The sequence below is a fragment of the Marinobacter sp. G11 genome (assembly GCF_021282325.1).
Taxonomy (GTDB): Bacteria; Pseudomonadota; Gammaproteobacteria; order Pseudomonadales; family Oleiphilaceae; genus Marinobacter; species Marinobacter vinifirmus.
Map to the genome: position 1 here is coordinate 172,361 of NZ_JAJSPB010000003.1, position 25,565 is coordinate 197,925.

At 60.1% G+C, this 25,565-nt stretch carries 23 protein-coding genes; 7 read left to right on the forward strand and 16 right to left on the reverse strand.

What is annotated here, in order from left to right; all coding sequences use genetic code 11:
* Positions 1-190: 190 nt before the first annotated feature.
* Positions 191-1,537, forward strand: coding sequence for a selenoneine synthase SenA (gene senA / locus LWH94_RS03360; RefSeq protein WP_232901244.1), 1,347 nt, complete (start codon positions 191-193; stop codon positions 1,535-1,537).
* Here the strand turns inward: senA and LWH94_RS03365 are convergent.
* The 11 genes from LWH94_RS03365 to aroQ form a co-directional block, all read right to left on the reverse strand.
* A complete protein-coding gene (locus LWH94_RS03365; protein WP_232901245.1) occupies positions 1,507-3,078 on the reverse strand; it encodes a cation:proton antiporter family protein in 1,572 nt (523 codons plus the stop codon). The genes senA and LWH94_RS03365 overlap by 31 nt on opposite strands.
* A 75-nt stretch (positions 3,079-3,153) precedes the next feature.
* The gene (locus LWH94_RS03370) at positions 3,154-4,089 is read right to left on the reverse strand and encodes an alpha/beta fold hydrolase (protein WP_232901246.1); all 936 of its coding nucleotides are present in this window, start codon (positions 4,087-4,089) and stop codon (positions 3,154-3,156) included.
* Positions 4,090-4,192: 103 nt separating this feature from the next.
* The gene (purD, locus tag LWH94_RS03375) at positions 4,193-5,479 is read right to left on the reverse strand and encodes a phosphoribosylamine--glycine ligase (RefSeq protein ID WP_232901247.1); all 1,287 of its coding nucleotides are present in this window, start codon (positions 5,477-5,479) and stop codon (positions 4,193-4,195) included.
* Positions 5,480-5,501: 22 nt separating this feature from the next.
* Positions 5,502-7,082 (reverse strand): bifunctional phosphoribosylaminoimidazolecarboxamide formyltransferase/IMP cyclohydrolase, encoded by a 1,581-nt coding sequence (gene purH / locus LWH94_RS03380; RefSeq protein WP_232901248.1) that lies wholly within the window; start codon positions 7,080-7,082, stop codon positions 5,502-5,504.
* 23 nt (positions 7,083-7,105) lie between these two features.
* Complete coding sequence (fis, locus tag LWH94_RS03385) at positions 7,106-7,423, reverse strand: DNA-binding transcriptional regulator Fis (protein ID WP_022988371.1); 318 nt, start codon at positions 7,421-7,423, stop codon at positions 7,106-7,108.
* Positions 7,420-8,418 (reverse strand): tRNA dihydrouridine synthase DusB, encoded by a 999-nt coding sequence (gene dusB / locus LWH94_RS03390; RefSeq protein ID WP_058341878.1) that lies wholly within the window; start codon positions 8,416-8,418, stop codon positions 7,420-7,422. Before dusB ends, fis begins: the two co-directional genes overlap by 4 nt.
* A gap of 211 nt (positions 8,419-8,629) precedes the next feature.
* Positions 8,630-9,772: a DUF3426 domain-containing protein gene (locus tag LWH94_RS03395; protein ID WP_232901249.1), complete on the reverse strand. Its 1,143-nt coding sequence runs from the start codon at positions 9,770-9,772 to the stop codon at positions 8,630-8,632.
* Between the two features lie 84 nt (positions 9,773-9,856).
* Entirely contained in the window at positions 9,857-10,753 is an 897-nt protein-coding gene (prmA, locus tag LWH94_RS03400; RefSeq protein WP_036219133.1) for a 50S ribosomal protein L11 methyltransferase, read from the reverse strand.
* 2 nt (positions 10,754-10,755) lie between these two features.
* Positions 10,756-12,102: an acetyl-CoA carboxylase biotin carboxylase subunit gene (gene accC / locus LWH94_RS03405; protein ID WP_022988367.1), complete on the reverse strand. Its 1,347-nt coding sequence runs from the start codon at positions 12,100-12,102 to the stop codon at positions 10,756-10,758.
* 18 nt (positions 12,103-12,120) lie between these two features.
* Positions 12,121-12,585 (reverse strand): acetyl-CoA carboxylase biotin carboxyl carrier protein, encoded by a 465-nt coding sequence (gene accB, locus LWH94_RS03410; RefSeq protein ID WP_022988366.1) that lies wholly within the window; start codon positions 12,583-12,585, stop codon positions 12,121-12,123.
* Positions 12,586-12,611: 26 nt separating this feature from the next.
* Positions 12,612-13,052, reverse strand: a complete 441-nt coding sequence (aroQ, locus tag LWH94_RS03415; RefSeq protein ID WP_022988365.1) for a type II 3-dehydroquinate dehydratase — start codon at positions 13,050-13,052, stop codon at positions 12,612-12,614.
* Here aroQ and LWH94_RS03420 point away from each other — a divergent pair.
* Positions 13,042-13,227 carry a hypothetical protein gene (locus LWH94_RS03420; protein ID WP_022988364.1) on the forward strand — a complete coding sequence of 62 codons (186 nt, stop codon included), beginning with the start codon at positions 13,042-13,044 and terminating at the stop codon, positions 13,225-13,227. The two genes, aroQ and LWH94_RS03420, sit on opposite strands and share 11 nt — an antisense overlap.
* Positions 13,228-13,348: 121 nt before the next feature.
* Here the strand turns inward: LWH94_RS03420 and LWH94_RS03425 are convergent, their stop codons facing one another.
* The gene (locus LWH94_RS03425; protein WP_232901250.1) at positions 13,349-14,959 is read right to left on the reverse strand and encodes a GGDEF domain-containing response regulator; all 1,611 of its coding nucleotides are present in this window, start codon (positions 14,957-14,959) and stop codon (positions 13,349-13,351) included.
* A gap of 204 nt (positions 14,960-15,163) precedes the next feature.
* Here LWH94_RS03425 and LWH94_RS03430 point away from each other — a divergent pair, with 204 nt between their 5' ends.
* Positions 15,164-17,149 carry a bifunctional diguanylate cyclase/phosphodiesterase gene (locus LWH94_RS03430; protein ID WP_232901251.1) on the forward strand — a complete coding sequence of 662 codons (1,986 nt, stop codon included), beginning with the start codon at positions 15,164-15,166 and terminating at the stop codon, positions 17,147-17,149.
* A gap of 22 nt (positions 17,150-17,171) precedes the next feature.
* Entirely contained in the window at positions 17,172-18,224 is a 1,053-nt protein-coding gene (locus LWH94_RS03435; protein WP_232901252.1) for a DUF2333 family protein, read from the forward strand.
* A gap of 92 nt (positions 18,225-18,316) precedes the next feature.
* On the opposite strand, the gene ppa is transcribed toward LWH94_RS03435, so the two are convergent.
* From ppa to rpiA, 3 genes are all read right to left on the reverse strand, one after another.
* Positions 18,317-18,844, reverse strand: a complete 528-nt coding sequence (gene ppa / locus LWH94_RS03440) for an inorganic diphosphatase (RefSeq protein ID WP_232901253.1) — start codon at positions 18,842-18,844, stop codon at positions 18,317-18,319.
* Between the two features lie 97 nt (positions 18,845-18,941).
* Entirely contained in the window at positions 18,942-20,081 is a 1,140-nt protein-coding gene (locus LWH94_RS03445; RefSeq protein ID WP_232901254.1) for an acyl-CoA dehydrogenase family protein, read from the reverse strand.
* 133 nt (positions 20,082-20,214) lie between these two features.
* Positions 20,215-20,895, reverse strand: coding sequence for a ribose-5-phosphate isomerase RpiA (gene rpiA / locus LWH94_RS03450; RefSeq protein ID WP_232901255.1), 681 nt, complete (start codon positions 20,893-20,895; stop codon positions 20,215-20,217).
* Between the two features lie 137 nt (positions 20,896-21,032).
* Here rpiA and ilvA point away from each other — a divergent pair, with 137 nt between their 5' ends.
* Positions 21,033-22,568 (forward strand): threonine ammonia-lyase, biosynthetic, encoded by a 1,536-nt coding sequence (ilvA, locus tag LWH94_RS03455; RefSeq protein WP_232901256.1) that lies wholly within the window; start codon positions 21,033-21,035, stop codon positions 22,566-22,568.
* 308 nt (positions 22,569-22,876) lie between these two features.
* Positions 22,877-23,041, forward strand: coding sequence for a hypothetical protein (locus tag LWH94_RS03460; RefSeq protein WP_022988356.1), 165 nt, complete (start codon positions 22,877-22,879; stop codon positions 23,039-23,041).
* Here the strand turns inward: LWH94_RS03460 and LWH94_RS03465 are convergent.
* Positions 23,023-23,658 (reverse strand): 5-formyltetrahydrofolate cyclo-ligase, encoded by a 636-nt coding sequence (locus tag LWH94_RS03465; RefSeq protein WP_232901257.1) that lies wholly within the window; start codon positions 23,656-23,658, stop codon positions 23,023-23,025. The genes LWH94_RS03460 and LWH94_RS03465 overlap by 19 nt on opposite strands.
* A gap of 118 nt (positions 23,659-23,776) precedes the next feature.
* On the opposite strand from LWH94_RS03465, the gene LWH94_RS03470 reads away from it, so the two are divergent.
* A complete protein-coding gene (locus LWH94_RS03470; protein ID WP_232901258.1) occupies positions 23,777-25,507 on the forward strand; it encodes a tetratricopeptide repeat protein in 1,731 nt (576 codons plus the stop codon).
* The last annotated feature ends 58 nt before the right edge of the window (positions 25,508-25,565 follow it).

Genomic DNA, 25,565 nt, shown 5'->3' on the forward strand with positions numbered 1-25,565 from the left:
CGGCGGTTTTTTGTTTGGTACTCTGGCAGGTGCGTGACGCCCCGCCGGGAAGGCCTGTCCAAAAACCGCTCCTTCGGCACATCCATGTGGCGCTTCTGCTCCGCCATCCATGGCTCCGCAAATTTTTGGGCAGGCCTTCCCGGCGAGGCTTGCCGTACATTGGCAGCTGGATTCACTGGAGCCCGGGTTAATGGCGATTGAAAAACAGAAGAAGCAACTTCTGGAAGACCTGGAACTGGCTCGGACTCGCACCGAACAGTTGATCTGCACATTGTCAGAGGCGCAACTGGATGTGCCTTACCACCCGGGTGTGAACCCGCCGCTCTGGGAAATGGGCCACTCAGCGTTCTTCTACGAGGTCTTTGTCTTCAACCTGCTGGACGGTACGCCCAGCTACGATCCTTCCATGGATGACCTGTGGGACTCTTTCCATGTCGATCACAAGGATCGTTGGAATCGGGATCTGTTTCCGGGCCGGGAAGACACTCTCAAGTATTTCAACACCATCTACGACCGGGTTGCCGAACGCATCAAGGGGCGGGAACTGACCGACAAAGAGCTGTATCTTTATCGTTACGCCATTTACCACCAGAACATGCACATCGAGTCGCTGATCTGGTGCCGGCAGACGGTGGGTTATCCGGCGTCGGTGGATTACCAGGGCGATCGGCCGGCTCCGGGCGAGCCGGTGAGCGGTGATGCGCAGATTCCGGCCGGGCGTTGGGTGATCGGGATGCCGGGTGAGTCTGAACGGTATGCGACCGAAGACTTTGCGTTTGATGCTGAAAAGCAACGTTTTGAGGTGGAGCTGCCGGCGTTTGCGATCAGTCGTACCCTGGTGAGTAACCGGGAGTTTCAGGCGTTTGTTGAGGACGATGGCTACAAGCGCCCGGAGCTTTGGTCGTTCGGGGGCCGGAAGTGGCTGGAGACTGAAGTGGATGTGGCGCTGGTGCATAGGGTTGCGGAGCCCCGGATGACGGTGCCACGGCATCCGCTGTATTGGCGCTGGCATGAAGGGCACTGGCAGGAGCGGGTGTTTGACCAGTGGCTGCCGCTGGAGCCGGGTGCGCCGGTTACCCATGTGACGTATTGGGAAGCGGAGGCGTTCTGCACATGGGCCGGGCGGCGGTTGCCGACGGAGTATGAGTGGGAGGTGGCGGCGTTGGGTAACAAGCCCGGTGAGCCTTTCCGTCGGTATCCCTGGGGCAATGAGGTGCCAGGTATATTGCGGGCGGATATGGATGGCCGGTCCATGGCCCGTAATCCGGTGTCGGATTATCCGTCAGGGGACAGTCCGTTTGGCTGCCGGCAGATGATCGGCTCGGTCTGGGAGTGGACCAGCAACGAGTTTCTGCCTTATGACGGCTTCAAGGTGGATATGTATCCATTCATGTCGACCCTGCAGTTTGCCACTCACAAGGTGACCAAGGGGGGTAGCTGTGCCACGTCATCCAACCTGGTTCGTGGCACTTACCGGCAGGCGTACCTGCCGTTCCGCGGTGATGTTTATACCGGGTTCCGCACCTGCGCGGTCTGAAGCCCTGATTTGTCCATGAGGTGGCTGGCGAGGGCTACGCCGGTCTCGCTCATGGTGAGGTAGGCTTCGTCTGCGCCGGCGATGCGGATTTTCTCGGCTTCGTCGGCGTACATGGTGTGGGCCACGATATAGCCTTCAAAACCGAGCTTGCGCAGCATCCGGGCGGCGATGAGCTTGCCTTCAATATCATTCATCGCCAGCACCACCGACTGCAGCGCAGGCATATGCAGGCCCTGCCAGAAGGTGTTGTCTTCGGCATCGGCAAAGACCACGTTCCGGCCTTCCTGCTGGTGCTTTTCCATTTTCGCCGGGTCGGAGTCCAGGCCCATGATTTTGGGTTCGTGGGGTTGAAGCCAGTCGTACGTGGCGGTGCCGGTGCGGCCCATACCCATCACCAGTACGCGGGTATCGCCCAGGGAAATCGGCTGTTCGTCCGGGTGTCGTTTCTTGCTCTCGAAGCGGACGATGCGTGGTGCCAGCTTTTCGAACAGGCTGTGGGCAAACCGGTTCAGGGGTGCGGAGATCACGAAGGACAGCGACACGGTAATGGCCAGCGGAATCAGCCATTCAGGCAGGGCGATGCTGGCGACAATCAGGCCGAATTCGCTGTAGTTGGTCAGCGACAGGGAGGTCAGGAAACTACTGCGGGCACGCAGGCGGAAGCCCAGCAGCAGGAAATAGAACAGTATGCCTTTGAGCGGCAGCAACAGGGCAGCTACTACGGCAAAGATCAGGGCCTGCTGGTCTGGCAGGCCGCCAATACCGATCTGCAGGAAGAAACCCACCAGGAAGATTTCCTTCACGCTCCACAGGGACTTGGCCAGTTCCTGGGAGCGGGGGTGGTTGGCCAGCATGGCACCGAACACCAGGGCGCCCAGTTCCGAACTCAGGCCCACCGCCTCGAAGCCCAGGCCACCGACCACCAGGGCCAGCAGTAATCCCAGCAGCACCAGCAGTTCGTCATGGCCGCTGGCATCCAGCAGCTTGTAGAGCAGGGGCCGCAGCAGGGGCAGGCCAAAGACAATCAGCGCCCACTCGGAAGGGGTTTTGCCGGCAGCCAGGCTCATCACCACCAGGGCGATCAGGTCCTGCATGATCAATATGCCGATGGCTACCCTACCGTGGAACGCCCGCAGTTCCCGCTTGCTTTCCAGTACCTTGGCCGCCAGCACGGTGCTGGAAAAGGACAGGGCAATGGCCAGCATCAGGGCGGTGGTCCAGCCCAGGTCAAACAGCAGGTACAGGCCGGGGGCAAACACCACGCAGGTGATAGCAAAGTGCAGCAGGCTGCCGCCGATCACTTCAGGGCTGATGATGGAGCGCAGCTTGAGTTTCAGGCCAACGGTAAACAACAGCAGCAGAACACCCAGGTGGGCGATGTGAGCCAACACATCGGTGGGCTCAGCGGTAATGCTGGTGTTGGCGGCCAGGCCGCTGAGCACAAAGCCCGCGGCCAGGTAACCGACGAGTGGCGGCAGGCCGATGCCTTTAACAAGCAGGCCGATAACAAAGGCGAAACTGATCCAGATGGCTTCAGGCATGGCGCGTTCTTTTGACGGGAAAACAGGCCCGAAACCTTACCGTTTTTTTAACCGTAAATGTAGTGGCCGTTGGTGTCAGGGCTGCTGCTCTGCAAGAAACCGCCGGAACAGTTCTGCAGACCGCTCCGGGGCCTCCACCATCGGAGCGTGGCCGATGTCATCCAGAATGGCTTTGCGGGCATCGGGGATGGCCTCAACGAAGACGTCGGCGTTGCGGTAGTTGATCACCCGGTCCAGCTTGCCCCACACCACCAGGACCGGCGCCTGGATGTTGGTGATGGCATTACGGAAATCCGGCTCAAAGCCGGTGTCGCGGATGGCGGCAAAGATGACTTCGTTGACTTCCCGGTTGGCGATGGCCTTTTCTTCCATTACGTCGAAAATCGGCCAGGGCACGAAAGGACGCTTCTCCAGGGCGAAATCCAGCAGCTTGTCGAAGTCCCCTTCCTGCTTGGGGATCAGCGGGTTGTCGCCTTCCAGGACCAGGTCGACCAGTTCGCTCTCGTATTCGAAGATGCCTGCCGGGTCAAACAGCACCGCCGTTTGTACCTGGTCGGGATGGGTTGCGGAATAGAGCGCGGTGATGGCGCCGCCCATGGAGTTGCCCATCATGTGGAACCGCTCCACGCCCAGCTTCGCCAGCGCCTGGTTCAGGTAGCCCACCTGGTCTTCAAAGCGGTAGCCGATGTCCATGGGCTTGCTGCTGTCGCCATGGCCGGGCAGGTCGAAGGCGTAGATGTTGAACTCGCCTTTGAATTCCTTAGCCAGCCGGGTCCAGTTGTCCTTGTTGGCGCCGAAGCCGTGAATCAGGACCAGTGTGTCGCCGTCCACCGGCTCTTTGCTGCGCAGATAGGTGATATCCAGTTCCCCGACTGCGACCTGTTCGGTTTCCAGCCCGGCGCTGGAGCGTTCCCAGCCAATGGCGCTGTCGTAGATACCCTGTTTCGAGCAAGCGCTGATCAGAAGGGTGGTAGCAAGCAACAGAACAAGGTTGAGTGCGTTACGGGGCACAGTGAACTCCTTTTCATGGTTTCGGGTTGATGGCCTAACACTAACCCATAAAAAAGCCCGGTCAATGACCGGGCTGACAGCTTTAACGGGCAGAGCCTGAAACTCAGCCTTGCTCCCGGGCAATGGCCCGGTAGGCAATGTCGTTACGGTAGAACATGCCGTTCCAGCTGATTTTCTTCGCCAGCTCATAGGCCCGTTGCTGGGCTTCGGTCACGGTGCTGCCGAGGGCAGTGGCGCAGAGTACGCGGCCGCCGGCGGTGACAACGTCGTCGCCGTTAAGCTTGGTGCCGGCGTGGAACACCTTCTCGCCTTCGGTTTCACTTTCCGGCAGGCCAGAGATGACGTCACCCTTGCTGTAGTCGGCAGGGTAGCCGCCGGCAGCCAGCACGATGCCCACAGAGGCGCGGTCGTCCCACTCGGAGTCGCACTGGTCCAGCTTGCCGTCCACGGCCGCCTGGCACAGCTCAACCATGTCAGACTTCATGCGCAGCATGATCGGCTGGGTTTCCGGATCGCCGAAGCGGCAGTTGAACTCGATTACCTTCGGCGCACCGTTGGCATCGATCATTAGGCCGGCGTACAGGAATCCCTTGTAGGGATGACCTTCAGCCGCCATGCCGTTGACGGTGGGGTAGATCACCTCGTCCATGATGCGCTGGTGCACATCCGCAGTGACCACCGGGGCCGGAGAATAGGCGCCCATGCCGCCGGTGTTGGGGCCGGTGTCGCCGTCGCCTACGCGCTTGTGGTCCTGGGAGGTAGCCATGGCCAGCACGTTCTTGCCGTCCACCATCACGATGAAGGAGGCTTCTTCGCCGTCCAGAAACTCTTCCACCACCACGCGGCTGCCGGCATCGCCAAAGGCATTACCCGCAAGCATGTCGCGGATGGCGTCTTCGGCTTCTTCCAGGGTCATGGCCACGATCACGCCTTTACCGGCGGCCAGGCCGTCGGCCTTGACCACGATCGGTGCACCTTTTTCACGCACATAGGCGAGAGCTTCGTCTACGTCCGTGAAGTTGGCATAGTCGGCGGTAGGGATCTTCTGGCGGGCCAGGAAGTCCTTGGTGAAGGCCTTGGAGCCTTCCAGCTGGGCCGCACCGGCACTGGGGCCGAAGATGCGCAGGCCGCGGGCCTCAAACTTGTCGACCACGCCTGCCACCAGCGGCGCTTCCGGGCCGACGATGGTCAGGCCGACGTTGTTTTGCTCGGCAAAGTTGGCCAGGCCGTCCAGGTCCATCACGTCCAGGTCGACGTTCTCCAGGTTCGGTTCCCGGGCGGTACCGGCGTTACCCGGTGCAACAAACACCTTGTCTGCCTGCGGAGACTGGGCTGCTTTCCACGCCAGGGCGTGTTCGCGCCCGCCACTGCCAATAACCAGAATGTTCATGTGCTGCTCCTGAATACGTTGATCAGTGACGGAAATGGCGCATGCCGGTGAAGACCATGGCAATGCCATGCTCGTTGGCGGCGTCGATCACTTCCTGGTCGCGCATGGAACCGCCCGGCTGGATGACCGCAGTAATACCGGCTTCAGCAGCGGCATCAATGCCGTCACGGAACGGGAAGAACGCGTCTGAGGCCATCACCGAACCCTTCACTTCCAGGTTTTCGTCTGCCGCCTTGATACCGGCAATCTTCGCACTGTAGACGCGGCTCATCTGGCCTGCGCCCACACCGATGGTGCGGCCCGCCCTGGCGTAGACGATGGCGTTGGATTTCACGTACTTGGCTACCTCCCAGGCGAACAGCAGATCGTTCAGCTCTTCTTCTGTGGGCTGGCGCTCGGTAACCACTTTCACGTCTTCCATAGCGACCATGCCCAGGTCACGGTCCTGGACCAGCAGGCCGCCGGTTACGCGCTTGTAGTCCATGGTCTGGGCGCGCTCGCCGTCGAATTCGCCGCAGGCCAGAAGGCGTACGTTCTTCTTGGCAGCAACAATCTCGACCGCTTCCGGCGCCACGCTCGGGGCGATGATCACTTCCACAAACTGGCGATCCACGATGGCCTTGGCGGTAGTGGCATCCAGTTCCCGGTTAAAGGCGATGATGCCGCCAAAGGCGGACGTCGGGTCGGTGGCAAAGGCCAGGTCGTAGGCCTGCAGGATGTCGGCACCGATGGCCACACCGCAGGGGTTGGCGTGCTTGACGATGACACAGGCCGGGTCGGCAAACGGCTTAACGCATTCCAGGGCGGCATCGGTGTCGGCCACGTTGTTGTAGCTCAGTTCCTTGCCCTGCAACTGTTTGGCGGTGGCCACGCAGGCTTCTTTCGGGTTGCGCTCGGCGTAGAAGGCGGCGCGCTGGTGCGGGTTCTCGCCGTAACGCATGTCCTGAACCTTCACGAACTGGGCGTTGAAGGTGCGGGGGAAGTCGGTATTGTCGTTGTCCGGGGTACGGCCGCCCAGGTAATTGGCGATGGCACCATCGTAACCGGCGGTGTGCTCGAACGCTTTTACCGCCAGGTCGAAGCGGGTGCTGTAGGTGAGCTGGCCGTCGTTGCTGTCCAGTTCTTTCAGAACCCGGCTGTAGTCGGAGGCGTTCACCACGATGGCGACATCGTTGTGGTTCTTGGCGGCGGCGCGAACCATGGTGGGGCCGCCGATGTCGATGTTCTCGATGGCAGTCGGCAGGTCACAGTCCGGGTTGGCCACGGTCTCTTCGAACGGATACAGGTTCACCACCACCATGTCGATGGGGTTGATGCCGTGTTCGCCCATGATGGCATCATCGGTGCCGCGACGGCCCAGAATGCCACCGTGAATCTTCGGGTGCAGGGTTTTTACCCGGCCATCCATCATCTCGGGAAAACCGGTGTAGTCGGACACTTCGGTGACCGGTACGTTGTTTTCCTGAAGCAGGCGGAAGGTACCGCCGGTGGACAGCAGCTCAACGCCGCGTTCAGTCAGGGCTCGGCCGAAATCGACGATGCCGGTTTTATCACTTACGCTGATCAGGGCGCGACGGACGGGGGTGTTTGCCTGGTTTGCCATGGTGACTGCCTTCCTTTGTCAGATTAAAGCAGACCGTACTGCTTGAGTTTCTTGCGCAGGGTGCCGCGGTTCAGGCCAAGCATGGTGGAGGCCTTGGTCTGGTTGTTGCGGGTGTACTTCATTACCTGCTCCAGCAGGGGCGCTTCCACTTCTGACAGTACCAGCTGGTACACGTCAGAAACCGGTGCGCCGTCCAGCTGCGTGAAGTAGTTTTTCAGGGCCACTTCCACGCTGTCACGCAGGGTGACACTGTTGCCGCTATTATTTACCGTGTGCAACTGATGGACATCATCGTTGGCCGGGGTGCCCAGGTTGTCGTTTGCCAAAGTCTCAGCGGTCATGCTGCGAATACCTCTCCATTTCGTAAGCCTGCAAAGTACTGTTCGATGCTGTCTTTCTGCTCCAGCGCATCTTCGATGCCGTTGAAGCGTGTTCGGAACTGTTTGTTCTCGTCGTGGGACTGCAGATACCAGCCCACATGCTTTCTGGCGATACGCACACCCATTTTCTCGCCGTAGAAGCTGTGCAGTTCGGCCAGGTGCTCCGACAGAATCTGCTCGACTTCATCCAGCGGTGGCTCAGCCAGGTGCGTGCCGGTTTCCAGGTAGTGCAGAATCTCCCGGAAGATCCATGGCCGGCCCTGTGCCCCACGGCCAATCAGCAGGCCGTCTGCGCCGGTGTGCGCGAGCACCTGCCGGGCTTTTTCCGGCGTGGTGATGTCGCCGTTGGCGAACACCGGAATACCCACGCTGGCTTTTACCGCGGCGATGGTGTCGTATTCGGCGTTTCCGTTGTATTTGTCTGCCCGGGTGCGGCCGTGTACTGCCAGTGCCTGGATGCCGGCGTCTTCGGCCATGCGGGCGATCACCGGTGCGTTGCGGTTGTCCCGGTCCCAGCCGGTGCGCATTTTCAGGGTGACCGGTATATCCACGGCGGCCACAACGGCCTCGAGGATTGCCCGCACCAGTTTTTCATCTTTCATCAGGGCAGAACCGGCGGCCTTGTTACAGACCTTCTTGGCCGGGCAGCCCATGTTGATGTCGATGATCTGGGCACCAAACTCGGCATTTTGCCGGGCGGCATCCGCCAGCATCTCAGGGTCGCCGCCGGCGATCTGTACCGAGCGGGGTTCCGGTTCACCCTGATGATTCAGGCGGGTGCGCGATTTGCGCGTATGCCAGAGCTTGCTGTCTGCTATGACCATTTCCGATACCGCCAGACCAGCTCCCATTCGGCGGCAAAGCTGCCGGAAAGGGCGATCCGTTACGCCGGCCATGGGCGCAACAATAAGCGGGTTGGGCAGGGTGTACGGCCCGATTTTTGCCGTTGGCAGCATGATCTGAGTCCGTGTCACAGCGGGTTAAGCAAGGTTCGGTGGAGCGGTTGGTTAATTTCTGACCGCTCCGGTCTCCGAAGGGCGGTAATGATACCGCCGGGGGCACATCGATTGAAGGGGCGAAAGCAGGAAAAAATTGATTATTTTTCGTGCTTTCTGGTTGACTTTTGCGCTGTCAACTGTGCGTCGGCATGGCGGTTGTCCGGCGCTGTCAGGGGGATGCCGGCCGGAAACCCAGATTGTAGTTAACCGCGTCGCGGCCGGGGTCGCGAATGCTGATGGCGATGCGAACCGGTGTTTCCATCGGCATGGCATTCAGCCCGGAGGCTTCGCCGGCCAGGTATTCATCGGGGGAAAACACACTCTGGGCCACCACGTCGCCGTTAAGGTTCGAGAAGGTCAGGGCGATGGCCGGGAACGGCTGTTCAAAGCCTGCCCGGTTGAGGATAACCGCATCGACAATCAGCTGGGTCCGGTTTTCCGGATCGGTGCGTACCACCAGCTTCCGGCTCTGGATGGCGTCGACATCCACCAGGGGCTTGAGCTGGCAGCCGGCAAGTTCACAGCCTTTCTCGTAGAACGGGCGCAACTGGGGGATGGCAGACAGCCGGTCAAACTGGAACCAGGTAACCTGGGCTACCAGAACGCCAATCAGCACCAGTACCACCAGTGTCCAAAGGGCTGTGCGCAGGCCGCCACGGCCACCACCCACGGATACCGGGTCTCGGCGCAGGTCCTGGTACAGGTTGTCCGGCTGGAACGGTTTGGCGGGGCGGCTGGTGACAGGATCGCTCACCCGGTCGTCATCGGCGGTCAGGGGCGGTTCGTGATCGGCCCGGGGTTGCGCCGGTTCGGGCTCCGGCTCAACTTTCAGAAGTTCAGGTTCAGGTTCAGGCTCCGGTTCCTTTTCAGGCTTGTGCTCCTGCCCGGGTTCCACCTCTTCAAGCATGGCTTCTGCCCAGCTTTCGTCTACCTGGTGGTTGTCGTGATCGTCTGAGTCGTCCCGGAAGCCCGGGGCATCGGGTTCATCCACATCCCGGAAGCTGTCGCTGAGCTCGTCCTCATCGAAGGTGAGCTTGCTGCCGGCGTAGCGGCCTTCAGTGGCGTCTTCTTCGGGGTTGTCGGCAAACACAAACTCGTCTTCGCCAAAGCCGACATCCGCGGGTTCTTGCGGCTTTTCCTCGGGGGGCGTCGCAATCGTCCCGCTTTCAGTCACCCGGTGTTCCAGGGCGTTGAACACGTTCATGCAGCTGCCGCAACGGACCTTGCCCCCGGCTACGCCGAGCTGTTCGTCGGTTACCCGGAAACGGGTTTCGCATTGGGGGCACTGGGTCTGCAGGCTGCTCTGGGTCATGCTTCGGTCCTGAAAGCGGGATCGCTAGGTCATTGCATTTGGGTCAGTACGAGTCAGGCAGTTTAGTCATAAACGCCTGGGCCGTCATCTGTCCCTGCGCCGTCCTGTGAGGCGTATCCAGTCTTCTTTCTGTTCCGGCTCGTCCATGATGAACCAGGGTTCGTAGGCATCCATCACTTCCCGGGCCTGGTTGAACAGAATGCCGGACAGTACCAGGTGGCCACCGGGCCTGGTCAGTTCTGCCAGCCTCGGCGCCAGGCCAATCAGCGGCTGGGCCAGGATGTTGGCCAGCATTACGTCCGCCTGGGTGTCGGGGTCCTGTCCGGGCAGGTAGAGGTCCAGGCGGTTGTCTTCCACGCCGTTACGGCGGGCGTTGTCGCGGCTGGCTTCCAGGGCCTGCGGGTCTGTATCCACGCCAATCACATGGTCCGCACCCAGCAGCAGGGCCGCCAGGCCCAGGATGCCGGAGCCACAGCCGTAGTCGGTTACCTGTTTGCCGGCAACATCCTGGCCGTCAAGCCATTCCAGGCACAGGGCGGTGGTGGGGTGGGTGCCGGTGCCGAAGGCCAGGCCGGGGTCCAGCAACAGGTTGGCGGCATCGGGGTCTGGCGCCTCGTGCCAGCTGGGCACAATCCACAGGCGTTCACCGAACTGCAGCGGGTGGAAATCATCCATCCAGGCCCGTTCCCAGTCCTTGTCTTCCACCAGAGTGACTTCAATCTCGGCCAGGGACTGCTGGGTTTGCTGGTGCCAGGCGTCGCGGATATCCGCTAACAGCTGTTCGATGTTGCGATCAGACTGGAACAGGCCGGTAACGGTGGTCTGGCTCCAGAGGGGAGTGGTGCCCGGATCGGGCTCGTACAGGGGCTGGTCGGCTGCGTCTTCCATGGAAACGGCGTCTGCGCCCATTTCCATTAACAGATCCTCCAGCTGATCCGCAGTATCCGGATCAGCTGGAATCTGGAGTTGTATCCAGGGCATGGTTAATCCCGCATCAGTTTCTCGAGGTAGTGGATGGTGAAGTCTACCTGTTTAAAGCCACCATCGCGTACCAGTTTTCGATGCAGGGGTTGATTGGTCTTTATGCCCTCGACCAGCATTTCGTCCAGCGCGTTCTTCATACGCCGGCGGGCGATTTCCCGGTCGTCGCCCCAGGTGATCAGCTTGGCCACCAGGGAATCGTAGTACGGCGGTACGGTGTAGCCGCTGTACAGGTGCGAATCCACACGGATGCCGTTGCCACCGGGAGCGTGGAAGTGTTTCACCTTGCCCGGGCTGGGCACGAAGGTTTGCGGGTCTTCGGCGTTGATCCGGCACTCGATGGCGTGGCCGGAAATATGGATTTCGTCCTGGCTGTACTGCAGCGGCAGGCCGCTGGCAATGCGCAGCTGCTCACGCACGATGTCCACGCCGGTGACCATCTCGGAGACCGGATGCTCAACCTGTACCCGGGTGTTCATTTCAATGAAATAGAACTCGCCGTCCTGGTACAGGAACTCGAAGGTGCCGGCGCCCACATAACCGATTTCCTTGCAGGCATCCACGCAGGCCTTGAGGGTGCGCTCCCGGGATTCCGGGTTGATGTTCGGAGCCGGTGCTTCCTCGATCACCTTCTGGTTGCGGCGCTGCATGGAGCAGTCCCGGTCGCCCAGATGGATGACGTTACCGTGCATATCGGCCAGCACCTGGACTTCCACGTGGCGTGGAGTTTCCAGGAACTTCTCCAGATAGACGGTGGGATCGCCGAACGCGTTCTTGGCTTCGGTTTGGGTAATCTGCACCGCTTTCAGCAGGGCGGCTTCAGAGTGCACTACCTGCATACCACGACCACCGCCGCCGGAAGCGGCCTTGATCATCACCGGGTAGCCGATCTGCTTCGCCAGCTTGAGGGTACGCTCGTCGTCGTCCGTCAGCGGGCCGTCGGAGCCGGGTACGGTCGGTACGCCTGCCTTTTTCATGGCTTCGATGGCGGAGACCTTGTTACCCATCAGGCGAATGGTTTCTGCCCGGGGGCCGATGAAGCGGAAGCCGCTTTTCTCGACCTGCTCGGCAAAGTCGGCGTTCTCTGCCAAAAAGCCGTAGCCCGGGTGGATGCCCACGGAATCGGTCACCTCAGCAGCGCTGATGATGGTGGGGATGTTCAGGTAGCTTTCTGTGGGGCTGTTCGGGCCAATGCAGACAGATTCGTCTGCAAGGCGCACGTGCATCAGGTCGCGGTCGACCTGCGAGTGCACGGCAACCGTCTTGATGCCCAGCTCCTTGCACGCGCGGAGAATGCGCAGGGCAATTTCACCGCGGTTTGCGATCAGAACTTTTTCTAACATGGCCATGGTTAGCAATCACCGAATTCAGGAAATGACGACCAGGGGCTGGTCAAACTCAACCGGCTGGCCATTTTCGACCAGGATTTCGGTAATGGTACCGGCCTTGTCGGCTTCGATCTGGTTCATCATCTTCATGGCTTCTACGATGCAGATCACGTCGCCAGCATTCACGGTCTGGCCCACTTCAACGAATGCAGCAGCTGTGGGTGAGGGTGAACGATAGAAGGTGCCAACCATCGGAGACTTCACGGTATGGCCTCTCGGTGCAGCCGGGGCAGCAGCTTCTGCAGCCGGTGCTGCTTCAGCCACGGGCGCCGGTGCCTGGGGCGCCTGCGGTGCGGCGTAGTGGCTTACATAATGGCCACCGGCAGCTGCCTGCTCGCGACGGCGGGAAATGCGTACCGAGTCGTCGCCTTCGTGAATCTCCAGCTCTTCGACATCAGACTCTTCGAGCAGCTCGATCAGTTTCTTGATTTTGCGAATATCCATAACTGTTTCAGTCCCGTTTTACTGGTCTATCGGTGAATTCGTTGCAGGGCAGCCTGCAGTGCCAGGTCATAGCCCTGGCTGCCCAGCCCGCAGATAACGCCTACGGCGATATCCGAAAAGTACGAGTGATGGCGGAAAGGCTCCCGCGCATGCACGTTGGAAAGATGCACTTCAATAAACGGAATCCCGGATGCCAGCATGGCGTCACGCAGCGCCACGCTGGTGTGGGTGAAGGCGGCCGGATTGATAATGATGAAATCCACGCCTTCGGCCCGGGCTTCGTGCACCCGCTCGATCAGCTCATATTCCGCGTTCGATTGCAGGTGCAGGAGATGATGGCCCTTGTCTGCCGCTTTCTCGCGCAACCGGTCATCGATATCGGCCAGGGTCTCATAGCCATATACCTCGGGCTCACGGGTGCCGAGCATGTTGAGGTTGGGGCCATGGAGCACAAGTATGGTCGACATGGTAATTTTGCCTTGGTGTTATTTGAACAGGATCGCCGAAGATAACGGCACGTTACCGGAATGGTGCGTGCTTGTTAGCCTCGGATCAACACTTTTTGACAATCTTCCTGCTGCCGGATTGATCCTGAAAAAAGCTTACACAGCAATGACCGGCGGTGCGATGACATTTCGTTGATGGCCTCAATTGTCGGCCATGGTTGCCAAAGCGGCTATTCGACATTGGTTTCATGGGCCGGGCAGGGCGCCCGGCCCGGAAGTTCAGAGGCTGGAGCGATTCTCCAGCCTGGAGGGAGGGCTCAGGAGGCCAGGCTGATCTGGTTGCGGCCGTGTTCTTTCGAGCGATACAGGGCCTTGTCGGCCCGTTCGCACAGTGTCTGGGCACTGTCGCCCTGCCAGTCGGCAACGCCGCAGCTGAACGACACCCGGAACTCCTGTTCGCCGGCCTGCTGCTGCAGCTCGGAGAAGCGCTGGCGGATTTCGTCGAGCACGTTCTGCGCATCCCGGGCGGAGGTGTTGGGCAGGATCACCGCAAACTCCTCACCGCCGTAGCGGCCGATGTGGTCGGTTTTGCGCAGGCGCTGTTTCAGGAACATGGACAGGCTGCGCAGTATGCGGTCGCCGATGGGGTGGCCGTAGGTGTCGTTGACCTTCTTGAACTCGTCAATATCGATCATGGCAAAGGCCAGCGGCTGGTCTTTTTGTCGCGCCCTGACAATTTCCTGTTCCAGCAGGTAAAGGGTGTGGGTGTGGTTGTACAGGCCGGTCAGGCTGTCGCGAATCATCAGTGCCAGCAGCGAGCGGGCCCGGCGGCCCCGGTTGTGGATGGTCGCCACCAGGTGTTTGGGGTCGATCGGCTTGGTCAGGAAGTCGTCGCCGCCCAGGCTCATGGCCTGCAGCTGCTTGTTCACGTCTTCCTCGGCCGACAGGTAGATAATCGGTACGCTATGGAATTTGTCCTGCTGGCGGATAACCCGGGCGATCTCGGTGCCGGTGCAACCGGGCATGTACATGTCGAGGATGATGATTTCCGGAGAGAACTCGTCCAGGGCGTTGATGATCTGCATCGGGTCGGTGATGACGTAGGCGTTCATGCCGGCCCGCTTGAGCACCGTCTCCATGAATTTCGCCTGGGCCCGGGAGTCGTCCAGTACCAGCACCTTGTAGGGCTCGCTGGAATTGCCGTTGCAGTAGGTTTCGATTTTCTCGATCAGCTGGCCCGGGTCTACGGCCGGGTAAAAGAATTCCTCGCCGCCGCAGCGTGAAGCCCGCAACCGGGTTTCAATGGTGCCATCGTCTTCGCTGACGAAGATAATCGGGATGGGAGTCTCGTGCCGGGCCTGTAACTGCTCTACGGTGCTGATACCCGCCAGGGCGGATCCGCCGAAGTTCACATCCATCAGGATGGTTTCCGGCTTGCTCTGGTTGCAGGCCTCGACCAGCTCCCGGGCGGTGGCGAAGGCGGCGGCCCGGAACCCGAAAAATTCCAGCTGGCGGATCAGCCGGTTGGCGGTTTCACTGTTGTCCAGGGCAATGTAGACCGGGGTGCGACGGTATTGCTGCGGTGCCTGACCCGTGGCCTGGTCGGAGCGGCGCTGGGTGCTCTGGCACAGGCTGCCGGTGGCTTCCTGTAATTGCGCAGCCAGGTTGTCATCCAGGGCTGAGCCCGGCGCCCAGCTTGCCAGCAGTTGCAGGATGCGCTTGCCGGCAACGGCGTGGTCATTCATCTCGAAGCGCAGGGCGTAGCGCACCAGTTTGTCGGTGTCTGCGGCAAACAGCTCGCGGAGGCTTTCGGCCTGGCCCGGGTTCTCGCTGATCTTCTGCCAGGTATCCAGTACCACCCGGGCCTGGGTGGTTACACGGCGGGCGAAGTGTTGCCTGAGTTTTTCTTTCTGGCTCTCGTCGTTCATGGGGCTCCGGCCTGTGTCCTTTTTATGAAGATGCACCCGATCCGCAGGGGTAACTTTCTAACCTTAGTCGGTTTTCAGAGTCTATAGTGTTTAATGTTGTCGGCGTAGATTGCACACTGTAAATGTTTGTCAACTCTGCGGCACCGGTCACGGGCCGCTGATCATGGAAATCGTTCAGGCCAGCATGGCCGGGGCCGGGAAATCATGGCAAGGAAGCACACAAACACGTTCGCAGCCCAGCAGGGTGAAATCTCCCTCAGCAGCCTGCTGATTCTGTTCACCAGCGGTCTGTTGGTGATCATTCTTGCCGCCGCGTTTATCACCAGTTTCGGGCACTTCCGGGACTACGTGGCGGACCAGCTCACAGACCACGCCCTTGACGGAGCGACTGCTACCGGGCTTTCCCTCTCCAACGCGATTGACGGCTCAGACCCTGTGGCCTCGGCATCCCTGGTAGATGCGGTTTTTGACAGCGGCCGTTACCTGTCTGTGGAATACATCGGCCACGATGGCCAGGAGATTGCGGGCCGGCGTATGGCGCTGAAGGGTGCGGCCGCCCCCGGCTGGTTTATTCGCCTGGCGGAGCTGCCGTTGCCGCAGGCGGAGGCGGAAGTGGTACGGGGCTGGTCGCGCCTGGGCAAGGTCAGGGTGGTCAGTCATCCGGGCCGCGCCTACGACGACCTGTGGCGCATATCCCTGGGCTTGCTGGTTAGCGTGCTGGTGATCGGCGGTGCGGGCCTGGTGGCCCTGTTTCTGTTGGTGCGCCGGTTACTGCGGCCACTGTCGGCGCTGGAGCAGCAGGCCCGGGCCTGGGGCCGGCGGGATTTCCGGAATCGGGTGTGCACCCGCTCTACCCGTGAGCTGAACCGAGTAACCGAAGCCATGAACCAGATGGCGGACGACCTGGAACGCTTGTTTGTCGGTCAGGGCCGGCTTATCCAGCATTTGCGCAAAGTGAATAGTGAAGACCCGGTAACCGGGCTGGCCAGCCGCAGTTCCTTTGACCAGCGCCTGAAAGCGGAAATCATGTCGGAAGAAAAGTCGGCTCCCGGTGTGTTGGCCATGATCCGCCTGGCGGGCTTTGCCGATTACAACATGGCCTATGGCCGTGAAGAGGGCGACCAGTTGCTGCGCCAGGTGGCCGGAAGCCTGGCCGGGTTTACTGCCCGCCACCCGCAATCCTTTGCCGGCCGGCGCACCGGCGCGGAGTTTGTGGTGTTTCTGCCAGGGGCGCCGGCAGCTGACGCCCGGAATTGGCTTGAGCGGTTAATCCAGGAGCTGGACAGTATCTATTGCGACCTGGCCTCGCCCATGGACACGGCCGTGCACGGAGGGCTGGCGGTGGCTTTGCCCGGGGCCGGGGTTCGTGACCTGCTGGCGGCGGCGGATGAAGGCTTGCGGGCAGCCCAGGAGAAGTGCGAATCCGGTTGCTGCCTGGAGCAGGCCGGGGCGGACAGCCATCTCACCATGGAATCCTGGCGCGACCTGCTGGCCGGTGCCATTGAATCCGGGAACCTGTCGTTGTGGCTGCAACCAATGGTGACCTGTGAAGACGGTGCCCTGACCCATTACCAGGCGTTTTCGCGCATTCCTGCGCCGGAGGGCGACCTCAAGGCCGGGGTATTTCTGCCCGTGGCTGAACGCCTGGGCCTGATCGCCGGCATTGACCGGTTGTTGCTGGCCCGGGTGCTGGCGATGCTGGAACAGACACCGGACCAAACCCTGGCGATATCGCTGGGGGTCTCCTCCGTTGGTGATGACCGTTTCTGTGAAGACCTGCTGGAAGCGCTGGCCCGGGCCGGGAACCGGGTGGCCAGGCTGTGGGTAGGCATTCCCGAACTGGCCCTGAACCATCATCGCAAAAAGGCTGGCCGGCTGGTTCGGGCGCTGGCGAAAATTGGCGTGCCGGTGATGGTGGATCGTTTCGGTGTCGGCGGGGTGCCCTTCAGCTATCTGAGAAATCTGCCTTTCCGGGGCATTCGTATCGACAACAGTTTTATCCACGACCTGGACAGCCACAGCGAGAACCGGTTCTGGGTGGAGTCGGTGATCGGCATCGCGCACAGCCGCGGCGTGCGGGTGTTTGCCACCGGAGTGGAAACCGAAGCGGAATACTCGGTAGTCTGTAAGCTGGGTATTGATGGCGCCATGGGATACCATCTGGGCAGGCCCTTCGGGGCAGACGAATAAGCAACGGGAGAACGGGAGACTTATGTCGGGCAAGATCAGACAGTACTTCAGGGACAAAAAGGAAGACGTACAGGATTACACCGGGGGCAGTGGTGTAATCGGTAAATTTGTACTGGCGGTGCTGGTGGTATACCTGCTGGTTACGATTGTGCTCGGCATGTACTGGAGCAGCGAGCCGGATACCTTCTCTGTGCGTGACCATACCCGAACCCTGGCCAACACCATGGAGCGGGAGCCGGTAACCGGGTTTGCCACCACCGCCACCATGATCCGGATTGCCGAAACCCTGCTGGACAAGCCGGGCGGATACATCTCCAACGACATCTTCCCCCCGGGATTGTGGCTGGACAACATGCCCAACTGGGAGTACGGCGCGCTGGTGCAGCTGCGGGACCTGTCCCGGGCCATGCGTAAAGACATCAGCCGTTCCCAGAGCCAATCGGCTGAAGACCCGGACCTGACCATTGCCGAGCCCCAGTTGCACTTCGACAGCGAGAGCTGGGCGATACCCTCCACCGAGGCTGAGTACCGTCGCGGTATCAATGCCCTCAAGCGCTATCTGAACCGGTTGTCGGACCCCACCCAGGCCGATGCCCAGTTCTTTGCCCGCGCGGACAACCTGGGCAACTGGCTGGCAGACCTGGAAACCCGTCTGGGCAGCCTGTCCCGCACCCTGAGCGAGAGTGTGGGCAAGGCCTCGGTGTCCGATGCGGTTGCCAACCTTGATCCGGACGATCCGCTGTCTGAAGACATCGGCGGCGAGGATGTGAAAACCGACTGGGCCAGGATTGACGATGTGTTCTACGAAGCCCGCGGCAGTGCCTGGGCCCTGCTGCACATCTTCCGGGCCATTGAAGTGGACTTCCGCAAGGTGATTGTGGACAAGAACGCCATGGCCAGTGTGAAGCAGATCATTATCGAGCTGGAAGGCACCCAGGAATCCATGTGGAGCCCGGTGATCCTGAATGGCAGTGGCTTTGGCCTGCTGGCTAACCACTCCCTGACCATGGCCGCTTACCTGTCACGGGCCAATGCAGCAATCAGTGACATGCGGGACCTGTTGTCACGGGGGTAACAACGGATATGCGTTACCCGGGAGGGTAACGCAGACACAAAAAAACCGGGGAGCTGTTATGGCTGCCCGGTTTTTTTATGCCTGATACGTGATCAGCCTTTGTAGGCGTTCACGGAATCAACAATGGCTTGCTTGGCAGCGGCGGCGTTGTCCCAGCCCTGCACCTTTACCCACTTGCCCGGCTCGAGAGTCTTGTAGTTCTCGAAGAAGTGACGGATCTGGTCGCGCAGCAGCTCGGGCAGGTCGTCGATTTCTTTAACGTCGTGGTAAGTGGTGGTCAGCTTGTCGTGGGGAACCGCAACCAGCTTGGCGTCGCCACCGGCTTCGTCTTCCATGTTCAGTACACCCACCGGACGGCAGCGAATAACGGAACCTGCCTGGATCGGGTACGGGGTTACTACCAGCACGTCCAGCGGGTCGCCGTCGTCAGCCAGGGTGTGCGGGATGAAACCGTAGTTGGCCGGGTAGAACATGGGGGTAGCCATGAAACGGTCAACCAGCAGGGCGCCCATGTCTTTGTCCAGTTCGTACTTGACCGGGGAGCTGTTAGCCGGGATTTCGATGGCTACGTAGATGTCTTCTGGCGGGTTTTTGCCAGCGGGGATGTTGTCGAATTGCATGTGCGATCCTTCCTGCTACGTTAGTGTTCGTTTAACTGCGGTGGAAAATTGGGCGCAATTATACGGAAGTCTCCTGCTATTCGAAACTAAACCTTGGTCACAGCCGGATCTGTTTGGCAATCAGCTCCTTCATGATTTCCGTGGTGCCGCCGCCGATCGACAGGATCTTGGCATCCCGGTACAGGCGCTCCACCACCGATTCCCGCATGAAGCCCATGCCGCCGAACAGCTGCACCGCCTCGCGGGTGACTTTTTCGCACACGTCGACGGAGAAGTTCTTGGCCATGGCCACCTGTTTGATCGGGTTTTTGCCGGCCTGCATCAGCGCCGCGCAGCGGTAGGTGTATTCCCGGGCGATGTCGATCTGGGTGGCCATGTCCACCAGCTTGTGGCGGGTAACCTGGAAGCCGGCAACGGGGCGGCCGAAGGCCTGGCGTTGTTTGGTATATTCCATGGCCGCCTCAAAGGCCAGCTGAGCGGTCATGTAGGCCATGATGGACAGGCTCAGGCGCTCGGCCAGGAAGTTGCTCATGATGGCGATAAAACCGGCGTTTTCGGCGCCGATCAGGCGGTCGGCCGGCACCCGGCAGTCTTCGAAGAAGAGTTCGGCGGTGTCGCTGGCCCACCAGCCCATTTTCCGGAGTTTCTTGCCGGTGGAGAACCCCGGGGTGTCGCGGTCGATCAGCAGCAGGCTGATGCCGGCGTGGCCTTTGCCGCCGGTACGCACGGCCACAGTATAGTGATCAGCCCGGGTGCCGCTGGTGATGAAGGTTTTGCTGCCGTTGACGATGTAATGGTCGCCGTCATTTACAGCTCGGGTTTTCAGGTTGGCGACGTCAGAGCCGCCGCCGGGTTCGGTGACCGCCAGGGCGGCAATTTTTTCGCCCCGGAGCACCGGCGGTACGATCTGATCGCGTATCTCTTCCCTCGCCCACTTGGCCACCGGTGGCAGGCCGATATCCAGGGAACCGATGCTGGCGACAAAACCGCCGGAGGTGGAGCGCATCAGCTCTTCGGACACGGCTACTTTCATGAAGATATCGCCTTCACCAACGCCACCAAGCGCTTCCGGGAAACCAATGCCCAGCAGCCCTGCGTCGCCTGCCTTCTGGTAGATTTCCCGGGGGAATTCGCCGGCTTCTTCCCAGTCGTCGATATGGGGCAGTACGTGGGTTTCGATAAATTTACGGGCGGTCAGACGAACCTGTTCGTGGGTTTCGTTGAAGTAGTCAGACACAATCGGGCTTCCTGCGTTCTTGTTGGCGTTGTCCGGAGTGTCTCTTAAATTTCTGCACCAAGCAAGCGCTTGGTTTGTGCGTATGGGCCAGAAAAAGCCGGCGCTGCTGGCCGGCTTGGTTGGTGCTTCTGGCTCATGCGCCGGGGCGGGCAATGCTCTTCACGCCTTCGCTGGTGCCCAGCAGCAGCAAGTCGGCCGGGCGCCGCGCGAACAGGCCGTTGGTAACCACGCCGACAATGTTGTTGAGCCGCTCTTCCACCTGGATCGGGCGGGAGATGTCCATGTTGTGGATGTCGATGATGATGTTGCCGTTGTCAGTGACAAAACCGTCCCGGTAAACCGGGTCGCCACCGAGTTTGACGATTTCCCGGCCCACATGGCTGCGAGCCATGGGAATCACTTCCACCGGCAGCGGGAATTCACCCAGAATGCCCACCATCTTGGACTCGTCGGCAATACAGATAAACGTCTTGGCGACGGCGGCCACAATCTTTTCCCGGGTCAGGGCCCCGCCGCCGCCCTTGATCAGTTCCAGGCGCTCGTTGGTTTCGTCGGCACCGTCGACATAGAACTCGATTTCGTTAACGGCGTTCAGGTCATACACCGGAATGCCGTGTTTTTTCAGGCGTTCGGCGGTGGCTTCGGAGCTCGCTACGGCGCCGTCGAAATCGTTTTTGTACTCGGCCAGGTAATCGATGAAAAAGTTGGCCGTGCTGCCGGTACCGACGCCTACGATGCTTTTCGGCTCCAGGTGCGGGGCAATGTGGTCTACGGCAGCTTTGGCTACGGCTTGTTTCAGTTCGTCCTGGGTCATGGCGGGGCTCCGGGGGATCGTCGGGTTGAATTCGCTTCTCATTATACGCTCGCAGTGTCTGTGCTTATAGACGGCTGCCGTGCAAAGTTTCTAAACTGTAGGTTTTTCCCAGCCACTCACCAGCAACCGGAACCATCATGCCGCAACGCTATATCAAGAAGATACTCGATGCGCGGGTTTACGACATCGCCATCGAAACACCGCTGACTGAAGCCCGCAGCCTGTCCAAGCGCTTTGGCAACAATATTATGCTCAAGCGTGAAGACCTTCAGCCGGTGTTCTCCTTCAAGATTCGTGGCGCATACAACCGGATTGCCCAGCTCTCCGAAGAGCAGAAAGCCAAGGGCGTGATCTGTGCCTCCGCCGGCAACCATGCCCAGGGCGTGGCGTTGTCGGCCAGGCAACTGGGCATCAAGGCCGTGATCGTGATGCCCCAGACCACGCCTGACATCAAGGTGAAGTCGGTGCGGGACCGGGGCGCCCGGGTAGTACTCAAAGGCGACGCCTTCGACGAAGCTGCCGCCCATGCCCAGGAGTTGATCAAAAAACACGGCTACACCTACATCCCGCCCTACGACGACCCGGACGTCATCGCCGGGCAGGGCACCGTAGCCATGGAAATGATGTGGCAATTTTCCCAGCCCCTGCACGCGGTATTCATCCCCGTGGGCGGCGGCGGCCTGATCGCCGGCATGGCGGCGTACATCAAATACCTGCGCCCGGACATCAAAGTGATCGGCGTGGAACCGGAAGACTCCAACTGCCTGCAAGCGGCCATGGCGGCCGGTGAGCGGGTGATCCTGGACGAAGTAGGCATCTTTGCAGACGGTGTGGCGGTTAAACAGATCGGGGAAGAACCCTGGAATATCTGTAAAGACGCTGTCGATGAAGTCATCACCGTTTCGACAGACGAAATCTGCGCCGCCATCAAAGACGTATTCGAAGACACCCGCTCCATCGCAGAACCGGCAGGGGCACTGTCGGTGGCCGGAATGAAAAAATACATCGAGCGGGAGCAGCTTGAAGGCGAAAACCTGGCTGGCGTGCTCAGCGGCGCCAACATGAACTTTGACCGCTTGCGCTACATCTCCGAACGCACCGAAATCGGCGAAAAACGCGAAGCCATCCTGGCCGTCACCATCCCGGAAAAACCGGGCGCGTTCAAAACCTTCATCAACGCCCTGCACAAACGCAGCATCACTGAATTCAACTACCGCTTCGCCGATGCCAGCGAAGCGGTCATCTTCGTCGGCATCCAGATCCAGGCCGGCGGCCTGGGCCGCGAAGAACTGGTGCAGGAACTGCGCGAAACCGGCTACTCCGTCATCGACCTCACCGACAGCGACCTGGCCAAGCAACACATCCGCCACATGGTCGGCGGCCACGCTCCGTCGGTCAGCAACGAAGTCATCTACCAGTTCGAATTCCCCGAACGCCCGGGCGCTTTGCTGAAATTCCTCATGTCCCTCGGTACTCGCTGGAACATCTCCCTGTTCCACTACCGCAACCACGGCGCAGCCTACAGCCGCGTTTTGCTGGGTGCCCAGGTTAACGAAGCGGAAATTCCGGATTTCGAGAAAATGCTGGAGAAGGTCGGCTTCCGCTACGAAAACATGACCGATAACGAGGCCTACCGGTTGTTCCTGGGTGCGGGTAACGGAAACCAGAAGTAGGCCCGGTCAGAAGCAGAAGCAGAAGCAGGAGGTGGCAGGGCTTTCCGAAACTGTGCGGAGCCATGGATGGCGGAGCTCAAGCGTCACATGGATGTGCCGAAGGAGCGTGTTTCGGAAAGCCCTGCCACCTCCTGATTCGGCAATCCACGCATATGGCCAGGCCTAAGTGATAACCCTTACGTAATCGTAATCCGTCAATAATTGTAAAATCGAAGTTACGTGTTAGTCTTTCGTCTAATTCTCCAAGTCGAGAATAGCTACCTGATTTTCCAGCCAATTAGAACCAAGAAAAAACGGGACCACGTGAAATGAGAGGCAAGCCAGACATCATCCGCACCATCGTACTGATCTTTGCGGTCGGCCTTGTCATTACCGGGTTTACGTCACTTCAGGCTTCAGAAGACAAACGCTCTGCCAGAGACGTTCCTGTGACCAGCTTCGTACAGCCAGCCAGTCAGGGCTTGAACCGGTAACAACGCTTATCCGTTACCACACCGTGTAAAGGCACATCCCAGGGCTCAATTGGCAACTGTTCCACGCGCTGAAAATCGTGGGCCAGGCCAACCAGCTTTGGTGCCATGCAGGGCCTGACTCGGCTGAACGCGAAGGTTCGGTCGTAGAAGCCGCCGCCCATACCCAGTCGCCCTCCGGTTTCGTCAAACCCTACCAATGGAAACAGCACTGCATCCAGTGCCCAGGCCGGCTTGCGTCTTGAGCGCGGGAACGGGGGTTCTGGAATGCCGAAGCGGTTTGCCGTCAGTTGCACTCCATCAAAATAGGGGCTGAAAACCAGCTTGCCCGTGTAGATCGGGTGCAGAATGGGCAGGTAGAACCGGATGCCTTTTTTGCGAGCCAGATCAATATACAGGGACGGGTCAATTTCGCCGTCGTTGGCCAGGTAGATGCCAATGTGGCGTGCCCGGTGCAGGTCGGGGTGCCTCAGCAGGTTAAGGGCGAGACGTTCGGAAGCTTGCCGCTGTTCTTCAAACGACAGACTTCTCCGTTTCTGGCGAAGAGTTTGGCGGAGCTGGCGGCGTGAGGCCCGATCATTGCCGGCGTCAAACGTCCTTGCTTGATGATGCGGATTCAAGATGGCGATTACCTGCTGCTGCGTCGTGAATTCGGCCTATGTTGTATCACATCAATAACGCCCCGTTAAAATTCTGCTAGTCTGCAGTCCGTTGTTTTTTCAGAGGCTGTATTCTGCCATGGATTTCCCCCGATACGCTCGCCTGTTGCTTCCTGCGGTTTTGATTGTTGCTTTGTCTGGTTGCGCGACCGGATCCCCCGAGGTTTACCAGGTGGGTGTTCGTGCGTTGGCTTCTGCTGAATATTCCGGTGCCCGCCACCATCTCCAGAGTTACCTTGACGGTGAGACCGAGAGTTATGAAAGCAGTCGGGCGCGCTATGAACTGGCTCGCTTGACGTATCTTGGCCTGGGCGGGCCAGCGGATGAGCGGGCAGCTGCCGAGTTGCTGGAGCGAGAGCTTCAGAAACCGTTTTCGGTCTACGAGCGCGAAGCGCGGCATTTGTTGGCCGAGATCTATCGGCGAGGGCAGGCAGAGAACCGTGATGTGTCCAGGTCGTTAGTGCTTCTCCGTGCGGCGGACTATCCGCGAGCCTTGATTGATCTCGCGATGATCTATTGGTCCGGGGAGCTGGTCGAGCAGGATCGCAAACAGGCGGTGGCACTGATCCCCGAAATCGGTGAGCTAGATAATGCTTCGAATCTGTTTCATCACCGGGCTCTGGCTGAATACTGCGGCCCCGACACCCGGGACAGGGTACCTGCCTGGGCCTGTCTGGATGAGGAAGGCGAGTTTATTCTCCAGAGTGCAGACGAGGTATGGCGCGCAAGTCGTCCGGACACCGATGCAGGCACCATGCGCTACCTGGCTACATTGTATCCGGCCCTGGTGGATCCCAGTGCGCAACGCCGGGTAGCGTGGTACCGGTATGCCGGAGATAAAGGCAGCGCCCGCGCCCAGTACATGATAGCCCAAATATACGGAGCGCCAGATTCACCTTGGTTTAACCCTGCCGAAGCAGAGCAATGGCTGCAACGGTCTGCCGATCAGAACTACCCGAAAGCACTGCTGGCCCGAGGTGTGGCGCTGGCTCGCGGAAAGCAGCGTTCCGAGGCTGATTATCTTGAGGCGCTCGATCAGCTGGAGCGTGCGGCCGACCGGGGCGAGAAAGAGGCGAATCTCTGGTTGGCTCACCTGTATCTGAATCCCGAAGACGGGCGCTCGATGCAGGTGGGTCTGGCCGTTGCGCGTCTCGAACAGATAGAACGGGAAGACGATCGGGCCAAGCACTTGCTGGCCGATATCTATCTCTCGAGCCTGCCGGGTATGGCCGAAGAACAGCATCGCCGAGCCTTGGATCTGTTGGAAAGCATGGCTTACCGGGATGCGGAGGCGGCCTACAAACTTGGTGCGATCTACAGTCAGGGGCTGGCCAGTATTCCGCCCAGTCTGGTGGATGCTGTAGGTTGGCTGAGGCGCGCCGCTGATAAGGGCCACCTGCCCGCACAGCTGCTTTTGGCGCGAGAGTTGCAGCTGGATGGCCGGGATGAGAGCGCTGCGAAAGCTCGCGAGCGGTTTGTGTTTATGCCGGTTGCCGATGTGCCGGATAATCTGCGTCAAGCTGTCTCAAATGCGCGCTATAGACAGGCAATGTATTACGCCGGTCAGGCTGAGGTTCATGCAGAAGAAGTTCGACAGCTTCTGGAGAGGGCGGCGGAGGAGGAGAACATGGCCGCCCTGGCGTACCTCGGGCTGATGTACTATCGGGGTGAGCAGGTGGCCCCGGATGATGAGCTGGCCTATCAGTACCTGGAACGCTGGGATTCGCTGTATCAGCAACGAAAGGATCAGGCCAGGTCGGACGACTCAGTGTGGTCTGGACTGTTGTTCGATGAGCGGTTCGGTAACTAGGAGGTTCAGGACGCTTTGCTGCACTTGAGATTCAGGAAGTCGCAATCGGAGTAACGGT